This window comes from Acidobacteriota bacterium (assembly GCA_018001935.1).
In the GTDB taxonomy this organism is placed as follows: Bacteria; Acidobacteriota; JAAYUB01; order JAAYUB01; family JAAYUB01; genus JAGNHB01.
In genome coordinates this window covers 1-20,337 of the sequence record JAGNHB010000052.1, presented here as the reverse complement: position 1 = coordinate 20,337, position 20,337 = coordinate 1, and the positions used below count along the sequence as shown (strand labels likewise).

At 69.7% G+C, this 20,337-nt stretch carries 11 protein-coding genes; 3 read left to right on the top strand and 8 right to left on the bottom strand.

The window, feature by feature from the left end:
- Nucleotides 1-66: 66 nt before the first annotated feature.
- On the top strand, nt 67-3,210 hold the full coding sequence (locus KA419_16450) for a protein kinase (protein ID MBP7867524.1): 3,144 nt from the start codon (nt 67-69) through the stop codon (nt 3,208-3,210).
- Nucleotides 3,211-3,460: 250 nt separating this feature from the next.
- On the opposite strand, the gene KA419_16445 is transcribed toward KA419_16450, so the two are convergent.
- From KA419_16445 to KA419_16435, 3 genes are read right to left on the bottom strand one after another with little or no spacing between them, the layout of a single operon-like run.
- Nucleotides 3,461-4,840 (bottom strand): sigma-54-dependent Fis family transcriptional regulator, encoded by a 1,380-nt coding sequence (locus tag KA419_16445; protein MBP7867523.1) that lies wholly within the window; start codon nt 4,838-4,840, stop codon nt 3,461-3,463.
- Nucleotides 4,837-6,945 (bottom strand): hypothetical protein, encoded by a 2,109-nt coding sequence (locus KA419_16440; GenBank protein ID MBP7867522.1) that lies wholly within the window; start codon nt 6,943-6,945, stop codon nt 4,837-4,839. The genes KA419_16445 and KA419_16440 overlap by 4 nt, the downstream gene beginning before the upstream one ends.
- Nucleotides 6,921-7,523 carry a hypothetical protein gene (locus KA419_16435; GenBank protein ID MBP7867521.1) on the bottom strand — a complete coding sequence of 201 codons (603 nt, stop codon included), beginning with the start codon at nt 7,521-7,523 and terminating at the stop codon, nt 6,921-6,923. The genes KA419_16440 and KA419_16435 overlap by 25 nt, the downstream gene beginning before the upstream one ends.
- A gap of 470 nt (nt 7,524-7,993) precedes the next feature.
- Here KA419_16435 and KA419_16430 point away from each other — a divergent pair, with 470 nt between their 5' ends.
- Nucleotides 7,994-8,872, top strand: coding sequence for a hypothetical protein (locus KA419_16430; protein ID MBP7867520.1), 879 nt, complete (start codon nt 7,994-7,996; stop codon nt 8,870-8,872).
- Nucleotides 8,873-8,952: 80 nt separating this feature from the next.
- Here KA419_16430 and KA419_16425 read toward each other — a convergent pair whose 3' ends face one another.
- From KA419_16425 to KA419_16410, 4 genes are all read right to left on the bottom strand, one after another.
- Complete coding sequence (locus KA419_16425) at nt 8,953-10,041, bottom strand: hypothetical protein (GenBank protein MBP7867519.1); 1,089 nt, start codon at nt 10,039-10,041, stop codon at nt 8,953-8,955.
- A gap of 14 nt (nt 10,042-10,055) precedes the next feature.
- Complete coding sequence (locus KA419_16420) at nt 10,056-10,628, bottom strand: hypothetical protein (protein MBP7867518.1); 573 nt, start codon at nt 10,626-10,628, stop codon at nt 10,056-10,058.
- Nucleotides 10,629-10,745: 117 nt separating this feature from the next.
- Nucleotides 10,746-14,030 carry a protein kinase gene (locus tag KA419_16415; GenBank protein MBP7867517.1) on the bottom strand — a complete coding sequence of 1,095 codons (3,285 nt, stop codon included), beginning with the start codon at nt 14,028-14,030 and terminating at the stop codon, nt 10,746-10,748.
- Nucleotides 14,031-14,140: 110 nt separating this feature from the next.
- A complete protein-coding gene (locus KA419_16410; GenBank protein MBP7867516.1) occupies nt 14,141-16,942 on the bottom strand; it encodes an SBBP repeat-containing protein in 2,802 nt (933 codons plus the stop codon).
- 298 nt (nt 16,943-17,240) lie between these two features.
- Here KA419_16410 and KA419_16405 point away from each other — a divergent pair, with 298 nt between their 5' ends.
- Nucleotides 17,241-17,927, top strand: coding sequence for a helix-turn-helix transcriptional regulator (locus tag KA419_16405; GenBank protein MBP7867515.1), 687 nt, complete (start codon nt 17,241-17,243; stop codon nt 17,925-17,927).
- A gap of 201 nt (nt 17,928-18,128) precedes the next feature.
- Here the strand turns inward: KA419_16405 and KA419_16400 are convergent, their stop codons facing one another.
- Nucleotides 18,129-19,949, bottom strand: a complete 1,821-nt coding sequence (locus KA419_16400; GenBank protein ID MBP7867514.1) for a diphosphate--fructose-6-phosphate 1-phosphotransferase — start codon at nt 19,947-19,949, stop codon at nt 18,129-18,131.
- Between the last annotated feature and the right edge of the window lie 388 nt (nt 19,950-20,337).

The following is a 20,337-nucleotide window of genomic DNA, read 5'->3' as shown; positions in this document are numbered from 1 at the left end:
CGGGGCGCAGGTCAACCCGCCTTGACAAGCCGGGAGAAAACCCCTATTCTCGCCCCGGAGGCGCTTGTGACCATCCCGAACCCGTTGCAGCCGACCCACGTCCTGCCCGGTCCATCGGACAGCGGCCATGACGCTTTTGAAGGGCGAACGGTCGGAAGTTACCGGATCACCGGCTTCATTGGCGCCGGGGGGCAGGCGAGGGTCTACCGGGCACAGGACGAGCGCCTCGACCGCGAGGTGGCGCTGAAGATCCTTTCTCACTCCGACCCCGATGCCGCCACGCGGATGGCCCGGGAAGCGAAGTCGATGGCCCGCGTACGACACCCGAACGTCTGCCCCGTGTACGAGACGGGCATGGTGGACGGCCACATGTACATCGCCATGGAACTGATCCCCGGCCTTCCCCTCTCCCAGGTCTCCGACGAACTGACGAACCGGGAGAAAGCCGTCGTTTTCCAGCAGGTCGCCGACGGTCTGGCGGCGGCGCATCTGCACGGGCTGGTGCACCGGGACGTGAAGCCCGGCAACATCCTGGTGGAGCGCTCCGACCGGCTTCTGCGGGCCGTTCTGACGGACTTCGGACTGGCGCGCCTCCAGGGGGAGGCCGGCGTCACCCTCACCGGGGAGGTGATGGGGACACCCGCCTACATGTCCCCCGAGCAGGCCCGCGGCGAGTTCAACCGCCTGGACGGACGGTCGGACGTCTACAGTCTCGGCGCGGCCATGTACACCGTCATGACCGGGAAGGCACCCTTCGACGGGTCCAACCCCATCGAGATGATCTTCAAGGTCCTCAACCAGGAACCCACCCTGCTCCGGGTGACCAACGCCCGGGTTCATCCCGACCTGGAAACCATCGTCATGAAGTGCCTGGAGAAGGAACCGGAGCGACGCTACACCTCGGCCCGGGAGCTGGCGGACGACCTGCGGCGTTTTCTGGACGGGGAGGCCATCCATGCCCGGCCGCACGGTCCGGTCTATCGCCTGTGGCGGCGCCTTCGCAAAAAGCGGGCGCTCCTCTTCACCGTCTTCGCCTCGGCCCTGGTCATCCTTGGGCTCGCAGCCTGGGCGATGCTCGCCGTCCGGTTCTCCCGGGAGCAGGCCCGCCACGCCGCCGCCTTCGAGCAGGAGGTGCGGTACCTCTCGGAGCGCATGCGCTACGCCCGGACCGCTCCCCTTCACGACCTTCGGGCGGAGGAGGCGTGGTTTAAGCAACGCTGCGCCCACCTGGAGGACCGGATTCGCCGGGCGGGCCCCGCCGCCCTGGGCCCCGGCCACGCCGCCCTCGGGCGGTGCGCGCTCATCCGGGGGGACGACCACGAGGCCGTGAGGCTCCTGCGCATCGCCCGGGATCGCGACGGTTACCGCCCCCCCGAGACGGCATACGCCCTGGGATCGGCCCTGGTGAGTCTATACCGCCGGGAAATGCGCGCCCTGGAGAGCGTGGGCCCGGCGAAACGATGGGTCCGGGCAGCCTTGGTCGCCCTGCGCCATCGGTCCCAGGCCCTCGACCTGATCGAGGAGGGTCGGGAAGCCACGTCGGAGCCGTCCGAGCTGGTGGAGGCCCAGGTCCTCTTCCTGCAGGACCGTTCCGGGGAGGCCCTCGAGGCCCTCGATCGCCTGCAGCGACGCGCTCCGTGGGTTTACGAGGGTCGGGTCCTCGCGGGGACCATCCTGACCACGGAAGCCATCCGCCTCGCCGACCGCGGCGAGATCGGCCCCGCCCGGGAGGCCTTCCGGCGGGCCATCCGTTCGATGGAGGAAGCGGGGGCCGTGGGGCGCAGCGACCCCGACGTCTTCGTGGCGCTCACCCGGACGCTGGCCATGGCCGGTCAACTGGAAGCGAGATATTACATCGAGGCCCCGGCGATGGACTCACACTACCGGCAGGGGATCGACGCGGCCTCGCGGGCGCTGGCGACCCGGCCGGACAGCCTGGACGCCCTGCTGGCCCTGGGGGAGCTGTACACCATGGCGGCGGAGATCTTCTACTTCGACCTGAGGAAGGACCTGAACCTCGAACCGACGCTCGGCGTGGTCAACCGGATTCTCCGCTTAAAGCCGCGTTCCGCCGACGCCCACCGGATGGCCGGCACCCTCTATCAACTCCAGGCCAACCGCCTCGCCCGGACCGGCGTCGACCCGGGGGCGCCTTTCCGCATGGCCCTCGGTCACCTGGAGGAATCCCGCCGGATCAACCCCGACAACCCGGCGGTTCATCTCCAGATCGGTCTCTTGCAGTTCGCTCGCATCGGCCGCGCCCGCCAGACCGGCGAGAATCCCCTGCCCTTCCTCGAGACCGCGGCGGAATCCCTCCGCCGGGCGGTCTCCCTCGCCCCGAGCGATCCTTTCATCCTGTTCAGGGCCGGGAACGTCCTCTCTCAGCTGGCCCGCCACCGGATGGCCGTGGGAACGCCTCTGGGGAGCGAACTGGGCGAGGCGATCCAGGCCCTGACGCTGGCGCGTCGACTCAACCCCGCCCTCGAGGACGCCGTGCTCGTCCTGATCCAGTGCGAACTGATGCGGGACGCCCTGGAGGAGGCCGCGGGGATCGACGACACGGCAGCGCTCCGCCGGGTCCAGTCGATCATCGACGATGCGCGGAAGCGGACCCGGGAGCGGCTCTTCCTCCGGCCCCAGCAGGCGGAGGTTTACCTCCGGCAAGCCCGTCGCCAAGGGGCACGGGGGATGTCGCCGGAGGAGGGGCTGGCAAAGACCGAGGCCTGCATCGCCGAGCTGGAGAAAGACCCGGCGTACGACGTCCGCAACTTTCTGTATTTCCGCTGGAAAGTGGCCTTGGTGCGGGCCATGCACCGGCTGAGGGCCGGCCGGTTCGACGAGGCGGTGAAGGTCCTCGACCGGGTTCCGCCACCCCCCGCGAGCCAACCGTTTCAGATGGAGGATCGAAAACTCTACTTTTGCCTGCTGGCATGGCGGGTTGCCGCCCGTGTCGGCCCGGGGAGGCCGGCGGGCCCGGAAAGAGCGGCGGCGGGCCGCCTCCTCGACGGGATCCGGGGAATTCCTTACCTGGAGCGGATCGCCGACGCCTTCGGCGCCACCCTGGCCCTCCTGGATGCCCGGTCCGACGGGTCTGCTTCCGTGGCTCCTCTGGAAGAGCGTTTCCGTGCGACCCTTGCCGGGCAACCGGGCTTGGCCTGGGCTCTCCGGCCGCTCCTGGACTGGGACCACCTGTTCCCGGCCCGGCGTTGAGAGCACCCCGCCCGGGCAAATTGCGATACCGGGACCGACCCCGAGGGTTTGAGAGACGAGGGACCGGGAGGCTGGACCGGCACCTTCCCCGGGACTGCCCCGTCCGGAGCGGCGGAGGGCCTTCCCCGGTCCATGGGGCGACCCTGACCCGGCGACCCGCGGTTTGCCGGCGCCGCCTCCTGTGCGCACGGTCACGAAACGGCCCATCCCGGAAGCGCTCCCCTGCTCAGGGCTCGCGCCCCAAACCGGGTCAGCTGCGCCGGCGTGAACCGATCCCGTGTTTGTCCATCTTGTAACGCAGGTTCTTCTCGCTGATGCCGAGGCGTTCCGCCGCCCGCGTCTGGACGTGGGACGTTTCCTCCAGCGCCTTGCGAATCCGTTGTTTTTCCAGGAAATCCACCGCGTCCGGGAGGGGAAGCCGGTGCAGTTCCTCCTCGAGGGAGTGGTTTCGGGTGGGAAGCAGGTCTGGGAAGTCCTCGGGCTGCAGGATGGAGGTGCCCGCCAGGACCACGGCCCGCTCGATGAGGTTCTCCAGTTCGCGGACGTTCCCGGGGAAGTCGTAACGAACCAGCATGTGCAGCGTGTCCCGGCTGATCCCGCGGATGTCCACCCCGTTCTCCTTCGCGAACGTCTCGCGAAAGTGCTCGGCCAGGAGGGGGATGTCCTCCCGGCGCTCCCGCAGGGGCGGCACGTCCACGTGGATGACGTTCAGCCGGTAGTAGAGATCGTTTCGGAAGCTTCCCTGCTCCACGAGACGGGCGAGGGCCCGGTTCGTGGCGGTGATGAGCCGGAAATCGACGGAAAGTTCGGCGTTGCTCCCCAGGCGCTGGACTTTCCGCTCCTGGAGGACGCGGAGGAGTTTGACCTGGAGCGAAGGGGCGATCTCGCCGATCTCGTCCAGGAAGAGCGTCCCGCCGGACGCCTCCTCGAAGCGACCGATCCGCCGACGGTCGGCCCCGGTGAAAGCGCCTTTCTCGTGGCCGAAGAGTTCGCTTTCCAGGAGGTTCTCGTTCAGGGCCGCGCAGTTGACGGCCACGAGCGGCCCCTCCCGGCGGGGGGAGGACCGGTGGATCGCCCGGGCCACCAGTTCCTTGCCCGTGCCGCTCTCGCCGGTGATCAGCACGGTGGCGGAAGACTGGGCGGCACGGTACACCAGGTGGGTCACCTTCTCCATCGCCGCACTCTTGAACAGCAGGTCGGCAACCCCGCCCCGCCCTTCCAGTTCCCGGCGCAGCCGCACGTTCTCCCGCGCTGTCTCCATCTGGCGGCCAATCTTCCGGATCTTGACCTCGAGTTCCTCCAGGTCCAGGGGTTTGGAAAGGTAATCGGCAGCGCCCTTCTTCATGAAGTCGACGGCCCGTCGCACGGAGCCGAACGCGGTGAAAAGGATGAACGGGATCAGGGGGTTTTCCCTCTGAAGGAAATCGAGGAGGTCTTCCCCGGTCCCGTCCTGCAGCCGGTAGTCGGAGAGGACCATGTCCACGCCCCCCGTGCGCAGCGCCGCGAGCGCTTCCGCCACCGAACCGGCGGCCTGGACGGGGTAACCCGAATCCTCCAGGCTCTGCCTCAGGAGTTCCCGCTGGTTCTTCTCGTCGTCGACGACCAGGATCCGAAAGGGGTGAAGCGTCATTTTGTCTCCTTCAGGGGTTCAGCAGGAGGGGCTTCGGGGAGCAGGAGGGTCACCTCGGCCCCGCCGCCGGCCCGGTTCCCCAGTCGCATCCGCCCCCCGTGCGACCGGACGATTTCCGCGCTCAGCGCCAACCCGAGACCGACGCCCCGGCTCTTGGTGGTGAAGAAGGGTTCCATGGCGTGGGCGAGGGCCTCCGGGGAGAAACCGGGGCCCGAGTCGGAGAGGGTGAGGGCGAGGAAACCGTCCTCCCGGCCCAGCCGTATCCCGATGCGGATCGGTCCGTCCCCGGCTTCGAGGCTGTTCCGCACCAGGTTCACCAGGACCTGGAGCAACCGCTCCTCGCTTCCCAACACCACCGGGTCCGGACAGTCGACCGCCGGGGCGATTTCCAGAATGGAGCCGCGCTGGCCGAGGTCCTCGGACATGACGTCCTGAACCCGTTCCAGCAAGGGGAGGACAGGCAGAACCCGCCGGTGCTGCGGCGAGGTCCGGCTGAATACCAGGAGGTCCTCCACCAGGCGATTCAACCGTCCGATCTCCTCACGGACCACGTCGAGGGTGTTCAGATCGCGTGGCTCCGCACGGGTGGCGAGGCGCCGTTGCAGCGTCTGCACGGAGAGGGAGATGGCGTTCAGCGGGTTCCGGATCTCGTGCGCCACCGAGGCAACCACCCGGCCAAGGCCGGCCAGACGGGTCTGGCGCTCCACGGTTTCCTCCATGGCCCGCAGCTCGGTGATGTCCCGCAGCAGGAAGAGTTTCGCCCGCTCCTTACCGTCACGGGCAGCCTCCGCCATCAACTCGGCCGGGAGCGGTTGGCAATGGACCAGAAAAACCCTGTCGTTCAGGCGAATCACGGGGCCGGGAAGCCCGGCGGGAGGGTCGGGCTGCAACCGGTGGATCGCGCTGCCGCCGCAGTCCATCTCCGCCAGGGGGCGGATCACGTCCGGGACCTCGGCCCCTTCCTCGGCGGCCAGCAACCGGGTCGCCGCCTCGTTGGCCCGGAGGACCTGCCCGTCCAGGCTCACCACCACCATCGCCTCGTCCATGGCCGCCATGATCCGGCCGGACAGGGCCAACTCGCGGAGGTGCCGGGACCGGGTGAAGCGGTGGTGTTGCCAGAGAAACAACAGGCCCGTGAGGGTGATCCCGGCAGCGAGGAACAGGATTCCCATGAGCAGGCCGTGCCCGGCTGACCGCTGAAGGGCGCTCCGGTAGACGTCGGTCCGGATGCCGACCCGGAAAAGGGCCGGATACCCTTCGGCCAGGTCCGTCCGGATGGCCTCTTCAAGCACCTCATCTCCGTTGAACAGGGTGAAACGGCTGGCTGGTTGGCCGCTCTCCATCACCCGGCGAAGGAAAGGGTCCGATTCCAGGCCCGCGGGCGACACCACCCCGGGGGTCGCCCCCACCGGCCCTTCCCCGTCCTGGATGGCGATGAAAGCCACCGACGGGATTTCCGAGAGCTGGGCCAGGGTTTTCCCTAAGCCGACGCTCTGCAGGTACTGCTCCAGTTTCTGGCCGGTGACCGTGACCATGATGGCGCCGCCGCCCGCTCGCGCCACCGCGGCCGCAAACCGTTTCCCCCGGCCTTCGGGGCTTTCGTGAAGTCCCAGGACCAGGGATGGAACGATTCCCTCGAGGATGGGGGCGATCTCTCCGACCCGTTTCCGGATGAACGCCTCATGATCCCCGCACTCGGGAGAGGAGGTCATCACCCGGCGCCCCTCCTGGTCGAAGAGATGGATTCGATGGAGTTCGAGGGACTCCGACAGGGTGCGGAGCAGGGGGGCATCCAGCGATTTCTCCGCATCCAGGTGGGCGATGAAACGGGCGGAAGCCAGGAGGTGCCGGGCCATCTCCGACTGGAGCGGTTCATAAGCGTCGATGGCCAGGCGGGACGAGCGGGCCAGGCTTCGGGCGAGCATCTCCGCATTCCGCTCTAACAGCAGGCGTAACTCCCGTTCGGTATTATAGTAATCCTGGACGGCATACCACGCCGACAAGGCGCCCAGCAGAACCCCGGCCGCCAGGAAGGACAACCAGGCCCGCCGGGAAAGGATGGCGCGAAATCCCGGATCGGTCAGCGGACGGGGGGGTTTTCCCATCGGATCTTCTCCGGCAACGGACCGGCAAGGAGGGCGGTGTATTCACCCAGCTTTTCCCCCAGGATCTTCCCTTCGACCTTGCGGGGAACGTCTTTTTCGTAAAGGATATACCAGCAGACCAGCAACCCTTTCTCGCGGGTCCAGCCGTAGCAGACCACCATGGTCCGGTCCGCGTCCACGGCGAAGAGCCGGGGCGCCGCGGGAACCCCGTCGGTTTTCAGCCGCTTCTTCTCTTCGGACTTCAAGCCGGGGATATCCCCCGGGTTCGACACGATGCGGATCTCGGCATCGGTGGGAAAGCCGAGAGCACGGAGCATGTTGCCCCGCTGCTCCAGACTCGAGGTCTTGGCCCGGTGGAGGCGCAACCGCTCGGCAAACCGGTCGTCGATACCGTCGCCGTCCGCGTCGTTGATCACCGGCCCGTTACGGCCCCAGTTCCCCGAGCCCCCGCCGCCGGTTCCGCCGACACCGTGCCGCCCGCCGCCCCCTCCCCTGCCCTGGGCGCAGAGAGAGCCGCCCAGAACGAGCACGAGGCCCAGGGCAAGGAGCCCTTTTCGAGAGTGTCGCCTGTTCTGCATCCCGGCTCCCTTCTCCCGTCCGGTTTCTGCCTCCGGAGAGGGTGGCTTCCGCCTCCCCCGGCCGGATGAGCAACCCTGATTCCGAATTATATGACGCAATATCCATGCCGCAAGAGAAACCACGCGAACTCCGCGGAAATTCCCGAGCCTTCGGGTGAAGGGCCCGAACGTGCTCACCCCGCGGGCCCCGGAGGCAGAGGCGCCTTTTCGCCAGGGGGCGTTTGCTCGATCAGGACTCGTCCATTTGGACGAAGGGGCAGGCAAAAGTGACGAATGGTCGTATCTCGCTGAAAATCAAGGGGAAAAACGAAAGCTTCAAGGGGAGGCATCCCCGTCTCACCCGGGAACGGCTCGCCCCGCGGGCACGGGAAGCAGTAAAGAAAATCATATAATGCCTTCTTTTTATTGAATTTGATTGATTGGCACGCCCTGTGCATATCACTTCGCGAAATTTGTTTTGGAGGTGCTCCATGAAACGTTTTCTCATCCTGACCGGCCTCGTCGGTACGCTCCTCTGCGGGATGGCGACGGCTCAGCAAAACCAGGCCGTCAACATCGATCCCGCCTCCCTGGCGACCTATGTCGGAACCGTCGCGGCCATCCATTTCGCGGCCGGCCAGGGGACTCCTTCCCTTTCTCTCGGCCTGGGCGAAGGGGCTCTCATCGAGGTTCGAACAGGCCCCTACTGGCTCTTTGACGTCAACGCCTTCACGCTGACCCAGGGCGATGCCCTCTCGGTGGACGCCTTCATGTCTTCCGACCCCGCCATCTCCGTTTACTATGCCGCCGTCATCCGCAACCTCACCACGGGGAAGACGCTGGTTCTGCGGGACAGTGCCGGGGTACCCCAGTGGACCGGCGGGCGGGGCGGCAACTCCAGCGGCCAGGGGAACGGCGCTTCCAACGGGCAGGGCAACGGGAACGGTCAGGGGACCGGCAACGGCGCCGGGACAGGTCAGTCCGGCCAGGGGGCCGGGCAGAGCGGCGGACAGGGTTCAGGGAGCGGAAACGGGGCCGGCACCCAGGCACACACCCGCCTTCAGGTCGACATGGAGGAGGCGGTGACAGTCAGCGGCTTCGTCACCCAGACCGCCTACTCGCTGGGGGTGAACGGGTCCTGGTTCATGCTTCAGGACGCGGCCGGGGCGCTTTACACCCTCTACTGCGGCCCCGTCTGGTTCCTGGCAGCCAACGATTTCAGCGTGGCAGTCGGGAATTCCGTGGAAGCGCTGATCGCGCCCTGCCCGGTGGATCCCGACCATTTCGAGGCGGTCCGCCTCGACAACCTGACCACGGCCACCAGCGTGGTGCTGCGGGATGCGGACGGGTATCCCCTGTGGCGACGGTAGGGGACCGGCAAACCCTCCCCCCGTCACAACGACTCGAAAAACCGCTCGGAGCGCCCGCAACGGCGCTCCGAGCTTTCTTTTCAACCCCGTCCGTAGAAGCGGCCCCCGATCCGGAGGGCGCCCCCCGTCACCTGGAGGGGAAAGGTCGCGACCTCCCCCCGCCGGTTCACCAGGACCAGGATGCGTCCGAAAACCTCCCAGGTCCCCGATTCCGGGCCGGAAATCCCGCTCCCGAAACCTGATGAAACCGTGGCCCGGTAACGGTACGTCCCCCCGGGTGAAAACTCGTACCGGCCGCCCACCGTGCTCGACCCCGCCGTTTCCGCGGACTCCCAGTTCCCCACCAGCCATCGCGCCAGGGCGGGGTTCGGGGCCAGGCCCTGCACCGCCAGGCCTTCGATCATCCCCCGGAGCGCCCCCCCCACCCGGGGAAACAGGGTCGGCTCCGTCAGGACCCAGGCCGCGTATCCCGCCACCACGATCCGCCCGAACACTTTCGCCTTGAAACCCTTGACCTCGACGGCGTCCCCCTGGGTCTCCACCACGGTCACGGCCAGGGCATCCCCTCCCCCGTCGCGGATCGCCCGCAGCTCCACCTCGAGCCGCTTGGAAGACCCGTATTCCGTGGTGCAAACCAGCGTGAGCCGCTGCGAGGCACCGTCCCCGCCGGCCGTGCTTCGCCGCTCCAGGCGGTAGCGGCCGTCCTCCAGGAAGACGGTGCGCTGGTAGTCGGCCATGACCCGCAGGAGGGCCGCCTGGCCGTCACCGTTGAAGACCGGGTAGACGCCGCCGCGGAGTTCCGACAGGACGGCCGCGGGCCGGCCGGATACCCACAGCTCCCGGCGGACCGTGGCGGGCCGCTGGACGATCCGGTCGGAGAGGGCGTCGTAGAACGGCCCCCCCGGCACGCTCCGGTCCCGCAGGACCGCCCCCGCGGGCAGGGGGAGCCGGCAGCTCCCGTCCTCGGCGGTCACCCACCCCGCGGGGCCGGGGGCTTCCCCGGGGCCGGCCAGGAGCCCGTTTCGCTCCGCCGTGCCGCACCCCCCGCCGGCCAGGGCGAGGATGAGGAGGGCGAGGGTCGCCGGGCGCCGGGGCCTTCTCCACGTGCGGGACCCGGGGCCGGCCGGTCGAAGGGACGGCGGGAAGGCGCCGGGGGAAGGCGTGCGCATCGGCCCCTCCCCGCTCACTGCCGGACGAACGCCAGGACGCTCCCGGACGCGTCCCGCAGGCGCAACTCCTCCCCGAACCGCTTCCACTCGTACGTGGAGGTTTTCCCGGAGGTCCCGTCGACGAAGGCGATCCGCCCGGCCCCGAGCTTGAAAACGCCCTGGCTGCGGCCGAGCAGGTACCGCCCCCCCGGCTCCAGGACCAGGACGACCGAGGCGGCGCCCCGGGCCTGCCAGCGGCCGACCACCGAGGCGAGCGGGTTCTCCCCCGGTCCCGCGGGCTGCCGGCGGCGGAAGCTGATGGCGCCCCCCTTCCCGTCGTTGAGCTGGAGCTGGTCCGCCGTCATCGTGAAGCGGTACACGGTCACCCGGCCGGCGTGCTCCAGGGCCAGTTTCGCCCCCTCCAGGGTGTACGAGCCCTCCAGGGAGGCCCGGACGTCCTTCCAGACGTAGTGCCCGTTCGCGTGGAACGACAGGGTGACGGTCCCCGAGGACCACTCCCCCACGATCGGCGCCCCCGCGGCCAGGGCCAGGGCCAGGCCCCACGACAAGCCCGCCGCGACGAAGATGACCCGGTGCAGTTTTCGCATGATGCCTCCTTCGGACCCTTGACGATCCGGGGCCCACTTTAACCCGGGGACCGTCATCTTCGAAGCGGGAGAATACCGTGATTCCGGGGGAGTTTTCCGATGCCCGCGGGGCCGCCGTCAGGGGAGGACGCCGGGTCCGTCGAGGAGGCGCCGGGCCCGGGCACGGATGGTCGGGATGTCCACCAGCCGGTCCTCCACGCGGCGGGCGATCAGGGACATGACCAGCCGGGCGAGGTCCGGGGGAAGAGAGGGCCGGAACGTGGTGACCGGCTCGGGGTCGCGGTTGAGCACGGCGTAGAGGCGCTGGTAAAGGTCCTCCCCGCTGTCGGCGAAGGGTTTCGTCCCCGTGAGCATCTCGTAGAGGATGATGCCGCAGGCGTAGAGGTCGATGGCCGGGGAGTGGAGGACCGCCCCCGACAGGTACTCGGGGGGCAGGTAGTCCATGGTCCCCATGAGCAGGCCCGTCCGGGTGAGGGTGGAGCCGTCGGCGAGCCGGGCCATGCCGAGATCCAGGACCTTGAGGTCCCGGGCGGCCGCCCCGGCCACGGGGTCGGCGGGCTGCCGGGCGTCCCCGAGGAGGATGATGTTGTCGGGTTTCAGGTCCCGGTGGGTCACCCCTTCCCGGTGGATCGCCTCGACCACTTCCAGGACGGCGAGGAAGAGCTCGACGGCGGCCGGAACCGGCAGGACGCCCTCGCGAAGGACCGCGCGAAGCGTCCGGCCCTCGACGAACTCCATCACGAGGTACAGCCGGCCGCCGGCCTCGCCGTGGTCGAGGGTGCGCACCACCGCGGGGTGGATGCGCCGCCGCCCGATCTCCAGTTCCCGGAAGAGGCGGTCCCGGGCTTCCGGGTCCACGAGGTTCCGGTCCAGGACCTTCAGGGCCACCACCTGGCGGTTGCGCCGGTCCCGGGCGCGGAACACCGTCCCTTCCCCGCCGCTGTCGACCCGCTCCAGGATCCGGTAGGGCCCGACCCAGTGGGTGCGGCGCCACAGCCGGAAGGCCGCCAGCACCCAGCGGGTCGCCCGGTACCCCAGGACCAGGGCCAGGGCGCAGGCCATCACCAGGAGCGCCTGGAACCAGGTCCGTTTCCAGATGGGAGCATGGACCGTGACAGGGGCGGAGGTGAACACCGGCCCCGGCGCGCCGTCGGGAAAGTACGCCTGGACCGAGAACCGGTAACGACCGGGCGGCAGGTTGGTGTAGACCGCTGACCGCCGCTTCCCGGCGTCCACCCAACCCTTGTCGAACCCCGACAGGAACTGGCGGAACCGGACCCGGTCCGCCTTGACGAAGCAGGGCGCCAGGAACTGGAACTCCAGTGCCTGCGCGGAGGCGTCCAGGTCGAGGGCCGCGGCGGGGTCCCGGGGATCTCCGTCCACCCGGACGGTTTCCACGCGGGCGGCCGGTGCGGGTCGAACGGTCGTCGCCGCCCGGGGGTCGACAGCGGCGAGGCCGCGGTTGGTGGGGAACCACAGGCGCCCGTCCGCGGTCCGGCAGCCGGCGGGTTGCAGCCCCCCGTTGCACTCGAGGCTCTTCAGCCCGTCCCCGAGGCCGAAGCGCTCCGCCCGGACCACGCCGGAGCGCCCGTCCGCGACGGCGTCCAGGTCCGCAACGCTTACACGGAAGATGCCACGGTTGCAGCCCATCCAGAAGGACCCGGCGCCGTCGTCGAGGACCTGGAAGACGCGGCCGTTGGGAAGGCCGGCCTTGGGGGAAACGACGGCCGTGCGCCCGCCGCGGACCCGGCAGAGCCCCCCGCCGTTGGTCCCCACCCACAGGTCGTTCCCCCGGGGAAGCAGGCAGAAAACCTCCTCCGGGGGCAGCCCCCCGACCCGGGACCACGATGCCCCGGGCCCTTCCGGCAGCCCGAAGAGCCCGTTCTCGGTGGCCAGCCAGACGGTCCCGGCGGCATCCCGGGCAATCCCCCGCACGACCCCGGCCGGGACCCGGTCCTCCCGCCGCCACACCCCCTGGTCGAGGACCCACAGGCCTTTCCCCAGCACGCCGGCCCACAGGCTGCCGGACGGGTGCTCCCAGAGCGCAAAGACGAGGCTGTTCTCCGGCAGCGGGGGGACCCTCACCGGCGACAGGTCGCTCCGGAACCGCCCGATGCCCTGGTCGAAACCGACCCACATGCCGCCGGCGGCGGAAGGGCAGATCGACCAGACGGCGGCGGGGGAACGGGGGTCCGGGGACAGCACGGCCGACGGGCGGTCGTCCGGCCCCAGGACCGCCAAGCCCTTCAGGGTCCCGACCCAGAGCCGGCCCGCCGGGTCGGGGCAGACCGTCAGCACGCAGGGGTCCGGCAACCCGTCGGCCGTGTCGTACACCCGAAAAGGGCCCTCCGACAGGCGGTTCACGCCCCCGCGGAAGGTACCCGCCCACAGGCCGCCGTCCCGGTCCTCGCAGAGGGAGAAGATGACGTCGTCGGTGAGCCCGTCGGCCTGGGTGATCACGCAGGTCCCCGACGCGAGGAGGCGGACGATCCCTTTCCCCGTGCCGACCCAGAGGGTGCCCCGCCGGTCGGGACAGGCGACGCGCGGCTCCCGGTCACGGAAGGCGGGGACGGGTGTCACCCGGGCCAGGGTCCCTTTCTCGAACCGGTTGATGCCCGCCTCCGTCAGGGCCAGCACCGCGCCGTCCGCCGTCTCGGCGAGGGCGGTGACCCGGCTGCCGCAGAGCCCCCCGGAGGGCCCCCACTCGCGCCGGTTCCCGTGGTCCAGGCACGCGAGGCCCCGCGTCGTCCCGATCCACAGGCGCCCCTGCCGGTCCTCGAGAACGTCCCGCACCTCCCGGTCGCCCGACGGGTTCCCGTTGGTCTCCCCGGAGAAACGCCCCCCCTGGAAACGCCGGACCCGCCCGTCGACGTCCCACAGCCAGACCCCGTCGGGGGAGGCCGGGCGGATGCGGAGGGGACGCCGGCCGACCGCGCCGGGCGAGGGGACGCGGCGAGTGAACCCTTTCGGCGTGAGGGCGAGAAGGCTGCCGTCGTAGGTGCCGACCCACAGGGTGCCCCGGGAATCCAGGGCCAGGGAGACGATGTGGCTGTCGGGGATCGCCGGCGTGTTCTCCGGGTTGTACTCCCGGAATTCGACCCCGTCGAAACGGACCAGCCCCTCGAGGGTCCCGAACCAGAGGAAACCGTCCGGGGTCTGGGCGATGGACGTGACCGTGTTCTGGGGCAGGCCCCGCTCCACGGTCCAGTGCTCCACGACGTACTGGTGCGGCCGCGGCGCGGGGTCCCGGGCGGCGGGGTGCGAAAGGGCCAGCACCACACCCAGCAGGACGCCGCCGGCACGGAGGACGGCGGCCCGGGGTCTCCCGGCCCGGGGTTTTCCCCGGGTCGGGCCCGCCCCGACCGATCCCGGATCCTCGTCGCACCCGCGGGAGTCCAGCACGCCCGGTCCCTCTCCTCTCCAAGACGTGGCCGAAGTCTACCGGACGGCCCCCGTTCTGTCAAGCCGCCGCGGGCCCGCCGATGTCGGCCCGCTCACCGGAAGGCCGTCGATCAGGGCAACCCGCAGGGGCTGCCGGGGACGGCCGGGTAACACACCATCCGGGACCCGTCCGGTGAGGCCAGGAGCATCTCGCCCACCAGCGGCTGGGTGCCCTGCACGGCGATCCAGGCCACCTGCTCCGCAACGCCGGGGAAGAGACCGGCCACCGTGCCGTGAAAGAGCCCCATGGCGGCGACGGTTGACCGAGCCGACCCCAGGGCTTCGCCGTTGCTCCCGAAGGCGTGAAAAACCAGGTTTCCCGCTCCACCCAAGGCATGGATTCGCAACCCCGCCGTCTCCTCCGGGCTGAGCGACGCCAGGGGGAAGATCAGTCGCGCCCCGCCAGGAAGGAGGGCGGGGAAACCGTCGAAGCCGAAGGCGCCCGAGCGGGTCATGAACAGCTCGAAACCGGCAAAGCCGGGGCCCTCGCCCACCAGGGCGAGATACGAACCGGGGGGGCAGGGCTCCCCCTCCCCCACCAGGTTTCGGACCTCGCGGCTGACCTGCTCGTAAGGTCCGACGGTCCAGAGCTTCTCGGCCAACGGAAGGCCGTTGGCGTCGATGAGGCTGGCCAGGAATCGCATGGGCGACGGTTCGAGGTTGCAGAACGTGGCGCTGGTGTAGTAGTCCCCCTCGGGCGGGACCTCGGTGCAGACCCGGAACCCGGAATCGCCGCGGGCCGGCGCCGCCGACGCGGGATGTCCCGCCGCCGACGCATCCTCCCACCTCGGCCCCGGCGGGTTGCCCGCCAACCCCGAGAGCCCCGCGGAGGCCCAGTTCCCGAACAGTTCGAACCCGACAAGAGGCTGATCCGACGTGACCCGGACCATCCGGACCGCCTCGGGGTCCAGCCCCGGGAAGATCTCCCGGACCAGGCGCACGTACTTCCCGCCCGCCGCGAGGTTCACCGGGGTCGTCCCGAGGAGCGCCCCGTTCTCCGCGTGCGCGTGCAGTTGAACGAGCCCCCCGAAGGAACCGGTGCCGACCAGTGTCAACCCCGTGTACCAGGGGCCCGTTTCCGCCACGAAGGGGAACACCCACTCACAGGCGCCGTCGGAGAAGAGTGGGAGCGAGGTCTGGGCCCGGCCGTCCCGCGTCCCGAACACGACGACGCCCCGAAGGTCTCCGGTGCTGAAGATCTTGGCCCAGGCGCCGCGGGTGAAGACCTCGGGGCCGAACACCTCCCCCGCGTCGAACGTCCGGGACCCCAGGGCCGGCAAGGTCCCGGCCGCCCGGGTCTCCAACAGCGTCCCGTCCTCGGCGTACGCGGTGAACGTCACCGCGCGCGGGAGGCCCGAGAGGTTCACCAGCGTGATCCGCGTCCGCCAGTCCGGGGTGGATGCGATGTGGGGGACCAGGAGTCCCCGGGCGCCGCGGCCCACCTGGACGAGCACGGCGTCGGACTCCCCCCGCAGCGCGGTCTGGTAGGGTTCCGCCAGGGGGAAGTCGGGTGTCGACGCCGATGCGGCGAGCAGGCAGGACCCGTCCGCGCCGATGGACGCCCGGTTGGTGTTCTTGTACGGGACCGCCGTGTCCAGGAGGGTGGCAGCGCCCAGTGCCCCGTCCGCGGGGGACACCTCGCAGAGGAAGAGGTTTTCGGAGAGGGAGAAATTCCGGGGAAGGCTCTCCTTCAAGGGGAAGTCGGGGGAGACGGTCTGACCGATCACCGCCACCGCCGAGGGGGATTTCACGACGAGATCGGTGACGTTGTCGTAGTTCGAGCCGCCCAGGTAGGAGGACCAGTGCAGGGAGGCGGCCCCGCTTGAAAAGCACGTGACGAAGGCGTCCGAGGCCCCGGCGAGGTTCCCTTGCAGGGCGTCTTGGGTGGGGAAGTCGTCCGAACCCGTCACCCCCCCCAGGTACACCCGGCCAAGCGGGTCGAGCTCCACGGCGATGGCCTGGTCGTCCCGGGAGCCGCCGAGGAAGGTGGAAGAAACGATCAGGGTCGCCGAGGGGTCGAGCTTGACGAGGAAGGCGTCCATCTCTCCCGCATTCTGGGACTGGTAGGCATTGAGCACCGGAAAGTCGGGGGAACGGGTCGATCCCGCCACCCAGAGGTGTCCCGACGGGCCCACCTTGACGTCCGTCGCCTGGTCCCACTGGGATCCGCCCAGGAAGGCGCTCCGGAGGAGGACGCCGTCCGCCGCCCGGACCCGGGCGACGAACGCGTCGCAGAGCCCGTGGAAAGGGGTCGGGTTCGGCAGGGACGGGAAATCCGGGGAGAGGGTCCGCCCGACGAGGGTGAGGACCCCGTCGGGCCCGAAGGCCAGGGCGTAAGCCACGTCCTCGTTGACGCCCCCCAGATAAGTGGACCACAGGAGGGTCCCCTCGGGGGAGAGCTTGGTCACGAAGGCATCGACGTACCCCCCCAGGCTCGGCTGGAACGCGTGGAGGACGGGGAAGTCCGGGGAGTTGGTGGACCCCGCCACGTAGAGGTTGCCGTCCCCGTCCGACACCAGGTCCGTGACGTACTCGTACCCGCTCCCCCGGAGGATGGCGGTGCAGAGAAGCTGCATGCCGGCGGACGAGAAGCGGGAGACGAAGACGTCGGCCCCGGCGGCCGTCGAACCGGGGGCGCCGGGGAAATCATCCGAGTAGGTGCACCCGGCGATGCAGGGGTCCCCGTTCGGGGTGACGACGGCCGCAACTCCGACCTCTACCCCGTCACCGCCCAGGAAGGTGGACCGTTCGATCACCAGGGCCCCGACCCCCCCGGCAGCCCCGGCCTCCGCCCGGGGGGCGGCTGCCAGGCCCGGCCCCACGGGAACCGTCAGGAACAGGGCGAGGATCGTCACGGCAAGCTTGATCTTCATGATGCGGCCTCCTGGTTTCGCGAGGTGCCGGCTGGCTCCGGCAGACCCGGGCCGCCGGCGGCGCCCCGGGTTCTCCTCCCCAGTGTAAGCGCCCGGTCCCGGGGCGGCAACGGGGGGAAACCCGACATCCGGGTGGGATTATCCGCGACGGGGACCGGTTGCGGCGCCCCCGACCCGTTCTCCGGGTGCCGACCACACTCCGGGCTTACCGGGAGCACGATTTTGCGGTAGAATGGGTCCGCCGCGCCCCGCCCCCGGCCCCCGGGAACGGGCGCGAGCCCTGCGACAGGGGCCGACGATGCTCAGGCACTTCATCACGGTGTCGCTGGACCGGGCCCGCTACCTGGTGAGCGTCCAGCTGGACCACGGCCGGGAGGCCTTCCGCCGGGAACTGGAGCGTTACCTGGACACCCTGCTCGACGGCACCCTCCAGGACCCGGCCGAGGCCGACCGACGGCTGATGGCGCTCCTCTCGGGCCTCCTCTCGGCCGTCTTCGCCCGGGACGTGGAGAAAGTCATCCGCGCCCAGCTCGGGCTCTCCCGCACGTTCTTCACGCTGCGCGGGGTCCCGGAAAAACGCGAGGCCTTCGTGGCCGCCGCGACCGACTTCCTGGCCGGGTTCTGCCCCTTCGCCGGGGACGGCGGGCAGACCTCCGACAGGGCCGACCTCTACCTGCGGCTCTGCCCGGACGAGGTGATCCGGGACCTGAGTGTCGCCTCCTGGGCGGAGCGCTTCGGGTACACCGCCGACCACTTCTCGCGAAAGTACCGGCAGGAGCGGGGAAGCACGCCCGGGGAGGCCCTCCAGCGGGAGAAGCTGGCGCGGGCCCGGGCGATGATCGAGGCCGGCGACGGCCTGAGCCTCAAGGCGATCGCCTTCCGCCTGGGTTTTTCAGACTACGGGCACTTCCGGAAGGTCTACAAGGAGCACTTCGGCCACCCGCCCTCCGGGGCGGAAAACCACCCGTCCGCGGCCATCCCCTGAGCCCACCGGAGGCAAAACGCCGTGAGCTTCGGTTCGATCGAAAAAGGGTGAGGATCCCCGTATTGTCCTGGCTCGGGACCGGCCGAAGAAGCAGCGGCGCCTTCACGCCAATGCCCCCAAAGCCGCGCCGGCCTCCGGCTGCGGCGGCCTGGCGCCGCTTTCACCGCGCCGGCTGAAGCCGGCGCCACCACCTTTTTCCCGTCACTCGACCGGCGGGCCCTCGGGCGGGAAGACCGGGAGCTCCTTGCCGAGGTCGAAGAGGGGCGAACGGTAACCGTTGTTGAGGATCACCGCCAGGGGCATGCCGTCGGTGACCGTCTCGGGCCCCCAGTACTGCCGGGGCCCCGTGGAGTTGAAGTAGTCCCCCGCCGCCCAGTACTTCCGGTACGCCTTCAAATGGTTGAAGGCGGGGGAGCCGAGGTCCACCAGGGCCTTGCGGATCACCACCTTCTCCTTCGCGCCCCGCTGCTCCAGGTTCATCAGGCCGGTGAGGGGGATGGCCACCGGGCGCCCGCCGCTGTCCAGGTCGGTGACCGACGCCATGTAGCCCGTCTTCCCCGCCAGGATCAGGGAGCCCGCGCACAGGCCCAGGTTGAGGGTGAAGGCCATGTCGAACTTGCTGGGGGCGCCGCAGCGGCCCTCGTAGCCCAGGAAGTGGGCGAGGGGGTTGAAGCGGAAGGCCTTGAAGGCGTCCATCTCCTCGTCGGTGAACTTCCGGAAGAGGGGGTCGAAGGCCCCCGGGTCGCGCTGCATGGCGAGGATCTTGTCGGCCGCGAGGTGCATGAGGAGCCGCTCCGTCTGGATCTGGGAGACGGGGAGGTTGCCGTGGTCGTCCCGGTCCAGGAGCAGCATGGTGCGGAACTCCTCGGGGAGGCCGTCCAGGCTCGCCCGGTTTTCGGGGGAAAGCCCGTCGCGGATGAAGTTCTTCCGCTCCTCGGGGAGCAGGGCGTCGATCCGGGCCTTGTGCGTGTCGATGACCCGGTTCAGCTCGCCGATGAGCCGCCGGAATTCGGGGACGAACTCGATGAGGCCCTCGGGGATGATGACCACCCCGTGGGCGATCCCCCGGGCGGCCCGGCGGGCGATGGTGTAGGCGATGCCCTCCACCATCTTGTCCAGGGTGAAAGCGCGGGCCGCCACCTCCTCCGAGACGAAGGTCATGGAGGGCCGGATCATCAGCGCCACCTCCAGGGCCACGTGGGAGGCGCTGCGGCCCATGATCTTGATGAAGTGGTAGTACTTGCGGGAGGAGGGCGTGTCCTTGGCGATGTTGCCCACGATGGCGGCGTAGATCCGGGTGGCCGTGTCGAAGCCGAAGGAGATGGGGAGGAGGCCGGGGACCTGGAGGTCGCCGTCGATGGTTTTCGGCACCCCGATCACCTGGACCCCTCGGCCGTCGGCGTGCACGTCCCGGAAGAGGTGCTCCGCCAGGAAGGCGGCGTTGGTGTTGGAGTCGTCGCCCCCCACCACCACGATGGCGTCGACGGCCTTCTCCCGGCAGACCTCCCGGACCCGGTCGAACTGGTGGACCGCCTCGATCTTGGTCCGGTCGCTCCCCAGGAAGTCGAAGCCTCCCATGTTGAGGATGTTCCGGGCCTCCGCCTCCCCGATGGGAAAGGCGTTGCCCTTGATGAGCCCGCCGGGGCCGGCCTGGACGCCGAAGAGCAGGTTGCGCGGCCCCAGGGCCCGGTGCAGCCCGACGATGACGTTGTTGCCCCCGGCGGCCGGCCCCCCGGAAAAGAGCACCACGACCTTTTTCCCCGTGACGGGCGCCGGTTCCACGTCCCGCACGGCTTCCAGGACCCGGTTCCCGTGGGCGGCCACGGTGTTCGGGAACATCGGGGCGATGCGCCCCGCGTCAGGCGTGGAGAGGATCTGGCCCGTCTTGCGGAACGTGGCGGGGACGATCTCCCGGCTGTTCCGGAACGCCTGGCACACCGGCACCGGCTTCTGCTTGAGGCAGCGCTCGAAGGGGGACGTCCCCTTCTCCCGCGCCATTTTCTCGAGGATGGCCTTGTCCATGATCTCCCTCCGGGTCGGATTCGCGGAACGTTCCGCGGGCAAACGTCGATTTCTGCCGGTATTGTGGCCGAAGAACCCCGTCCCGCGCAACTGAAAACTTCGATCTTTGCCCGCGCAGGCAACAAGGCCGGAACCCGCCCCCGGAATGGAAATCGGCCAATACGGCCGGGCGAGCGAGGCCCTCGACCCCGTCCCGCGCAAGCCAGAACGACTCCCGCCCGCCCCTGCCGACGCTCCGACGCCCCCACGCCTCCCCCTTCGCGACGTTCTCCCCTTTCAAACCGTTCTCACCCTTCACACTTTCACATTTTTTCCCACCCTTCCCACTTTTCCCACCCTTCCCACTCTTCCCACCCTTCCCACTCTTCCCACTCTTCCCACTCTTCCC

What these genes read in the sequence shown, in the direction of transcription:
- KA419_16410 (MBP7867516.1), bottom strand. Translation starts at nt 16,942, where the DNA reads ATGAAGATCAAGCTTGCCGTGACGATCCTCGCCCTGTTCCTGACGGTT.
- KA419_16430 (MBP7867520.1), top strand. Translation starts at nt 7,994, where the DNA reads ATGAAACGTTTTCTCATCCTGACCGGCCTCGTCGGTACGCTCCTCTGC.
- KA419_16405 (MBP7867515.1), top strand. Translation starts at nt 17,241, where the DNA reads ATGCTCAGGCACTTCATCACGGTGTCGCTGGACCGGGCCCGCTACCTG.
- KA419_16425 (MBP7867519.1), bottom strand. Translation starts at nt 10,041, where the DNA reads ATGCGCACGCCTTCCCCCGGCGCCTTCCCGCCGTCCCTTCGACCGGCC.
- KA419_16435 (MBP7867521.1), bottom strand. Translation starts at nt 7,523, where the DNA reads ATGCAGAACAGGCGACACTCTCGAAAAGGGCTCCTTGCCCTGGGCCTC.
- KA419_16420 (MBP7867518.1), bottom strand. Translation starts at nt 10,628, where the DNA reads ATGCGAAAACTGCACCGGGTCATCTTCGTCGCGGCGGGCTTGTCGTGG.
- KA419_16400 (MBP7867514.1), bottom strand. Translation starts at nt 19,949, where the DNA reads ATGGACAAGGCCATCCTCGAGAAAATGGCGCGGGAGAAGGGGACGTCC.
- KA419_16445 (MBP7867523.1), bottom strand. Translation starts at nt 4,840, where the DNA reads ATGACGCTTCACCCCTTTCGGATCCTGGTCGTCGACGACGAGAAGAAC.
- KA419_16440 (MBP7867522.1), bottom strand. Translation starts at nt 6,945, where the DNA reads ATGGGAAAACCCCCCCGTCCGCTGACCGATCCGGGATTTCGCGCCATC.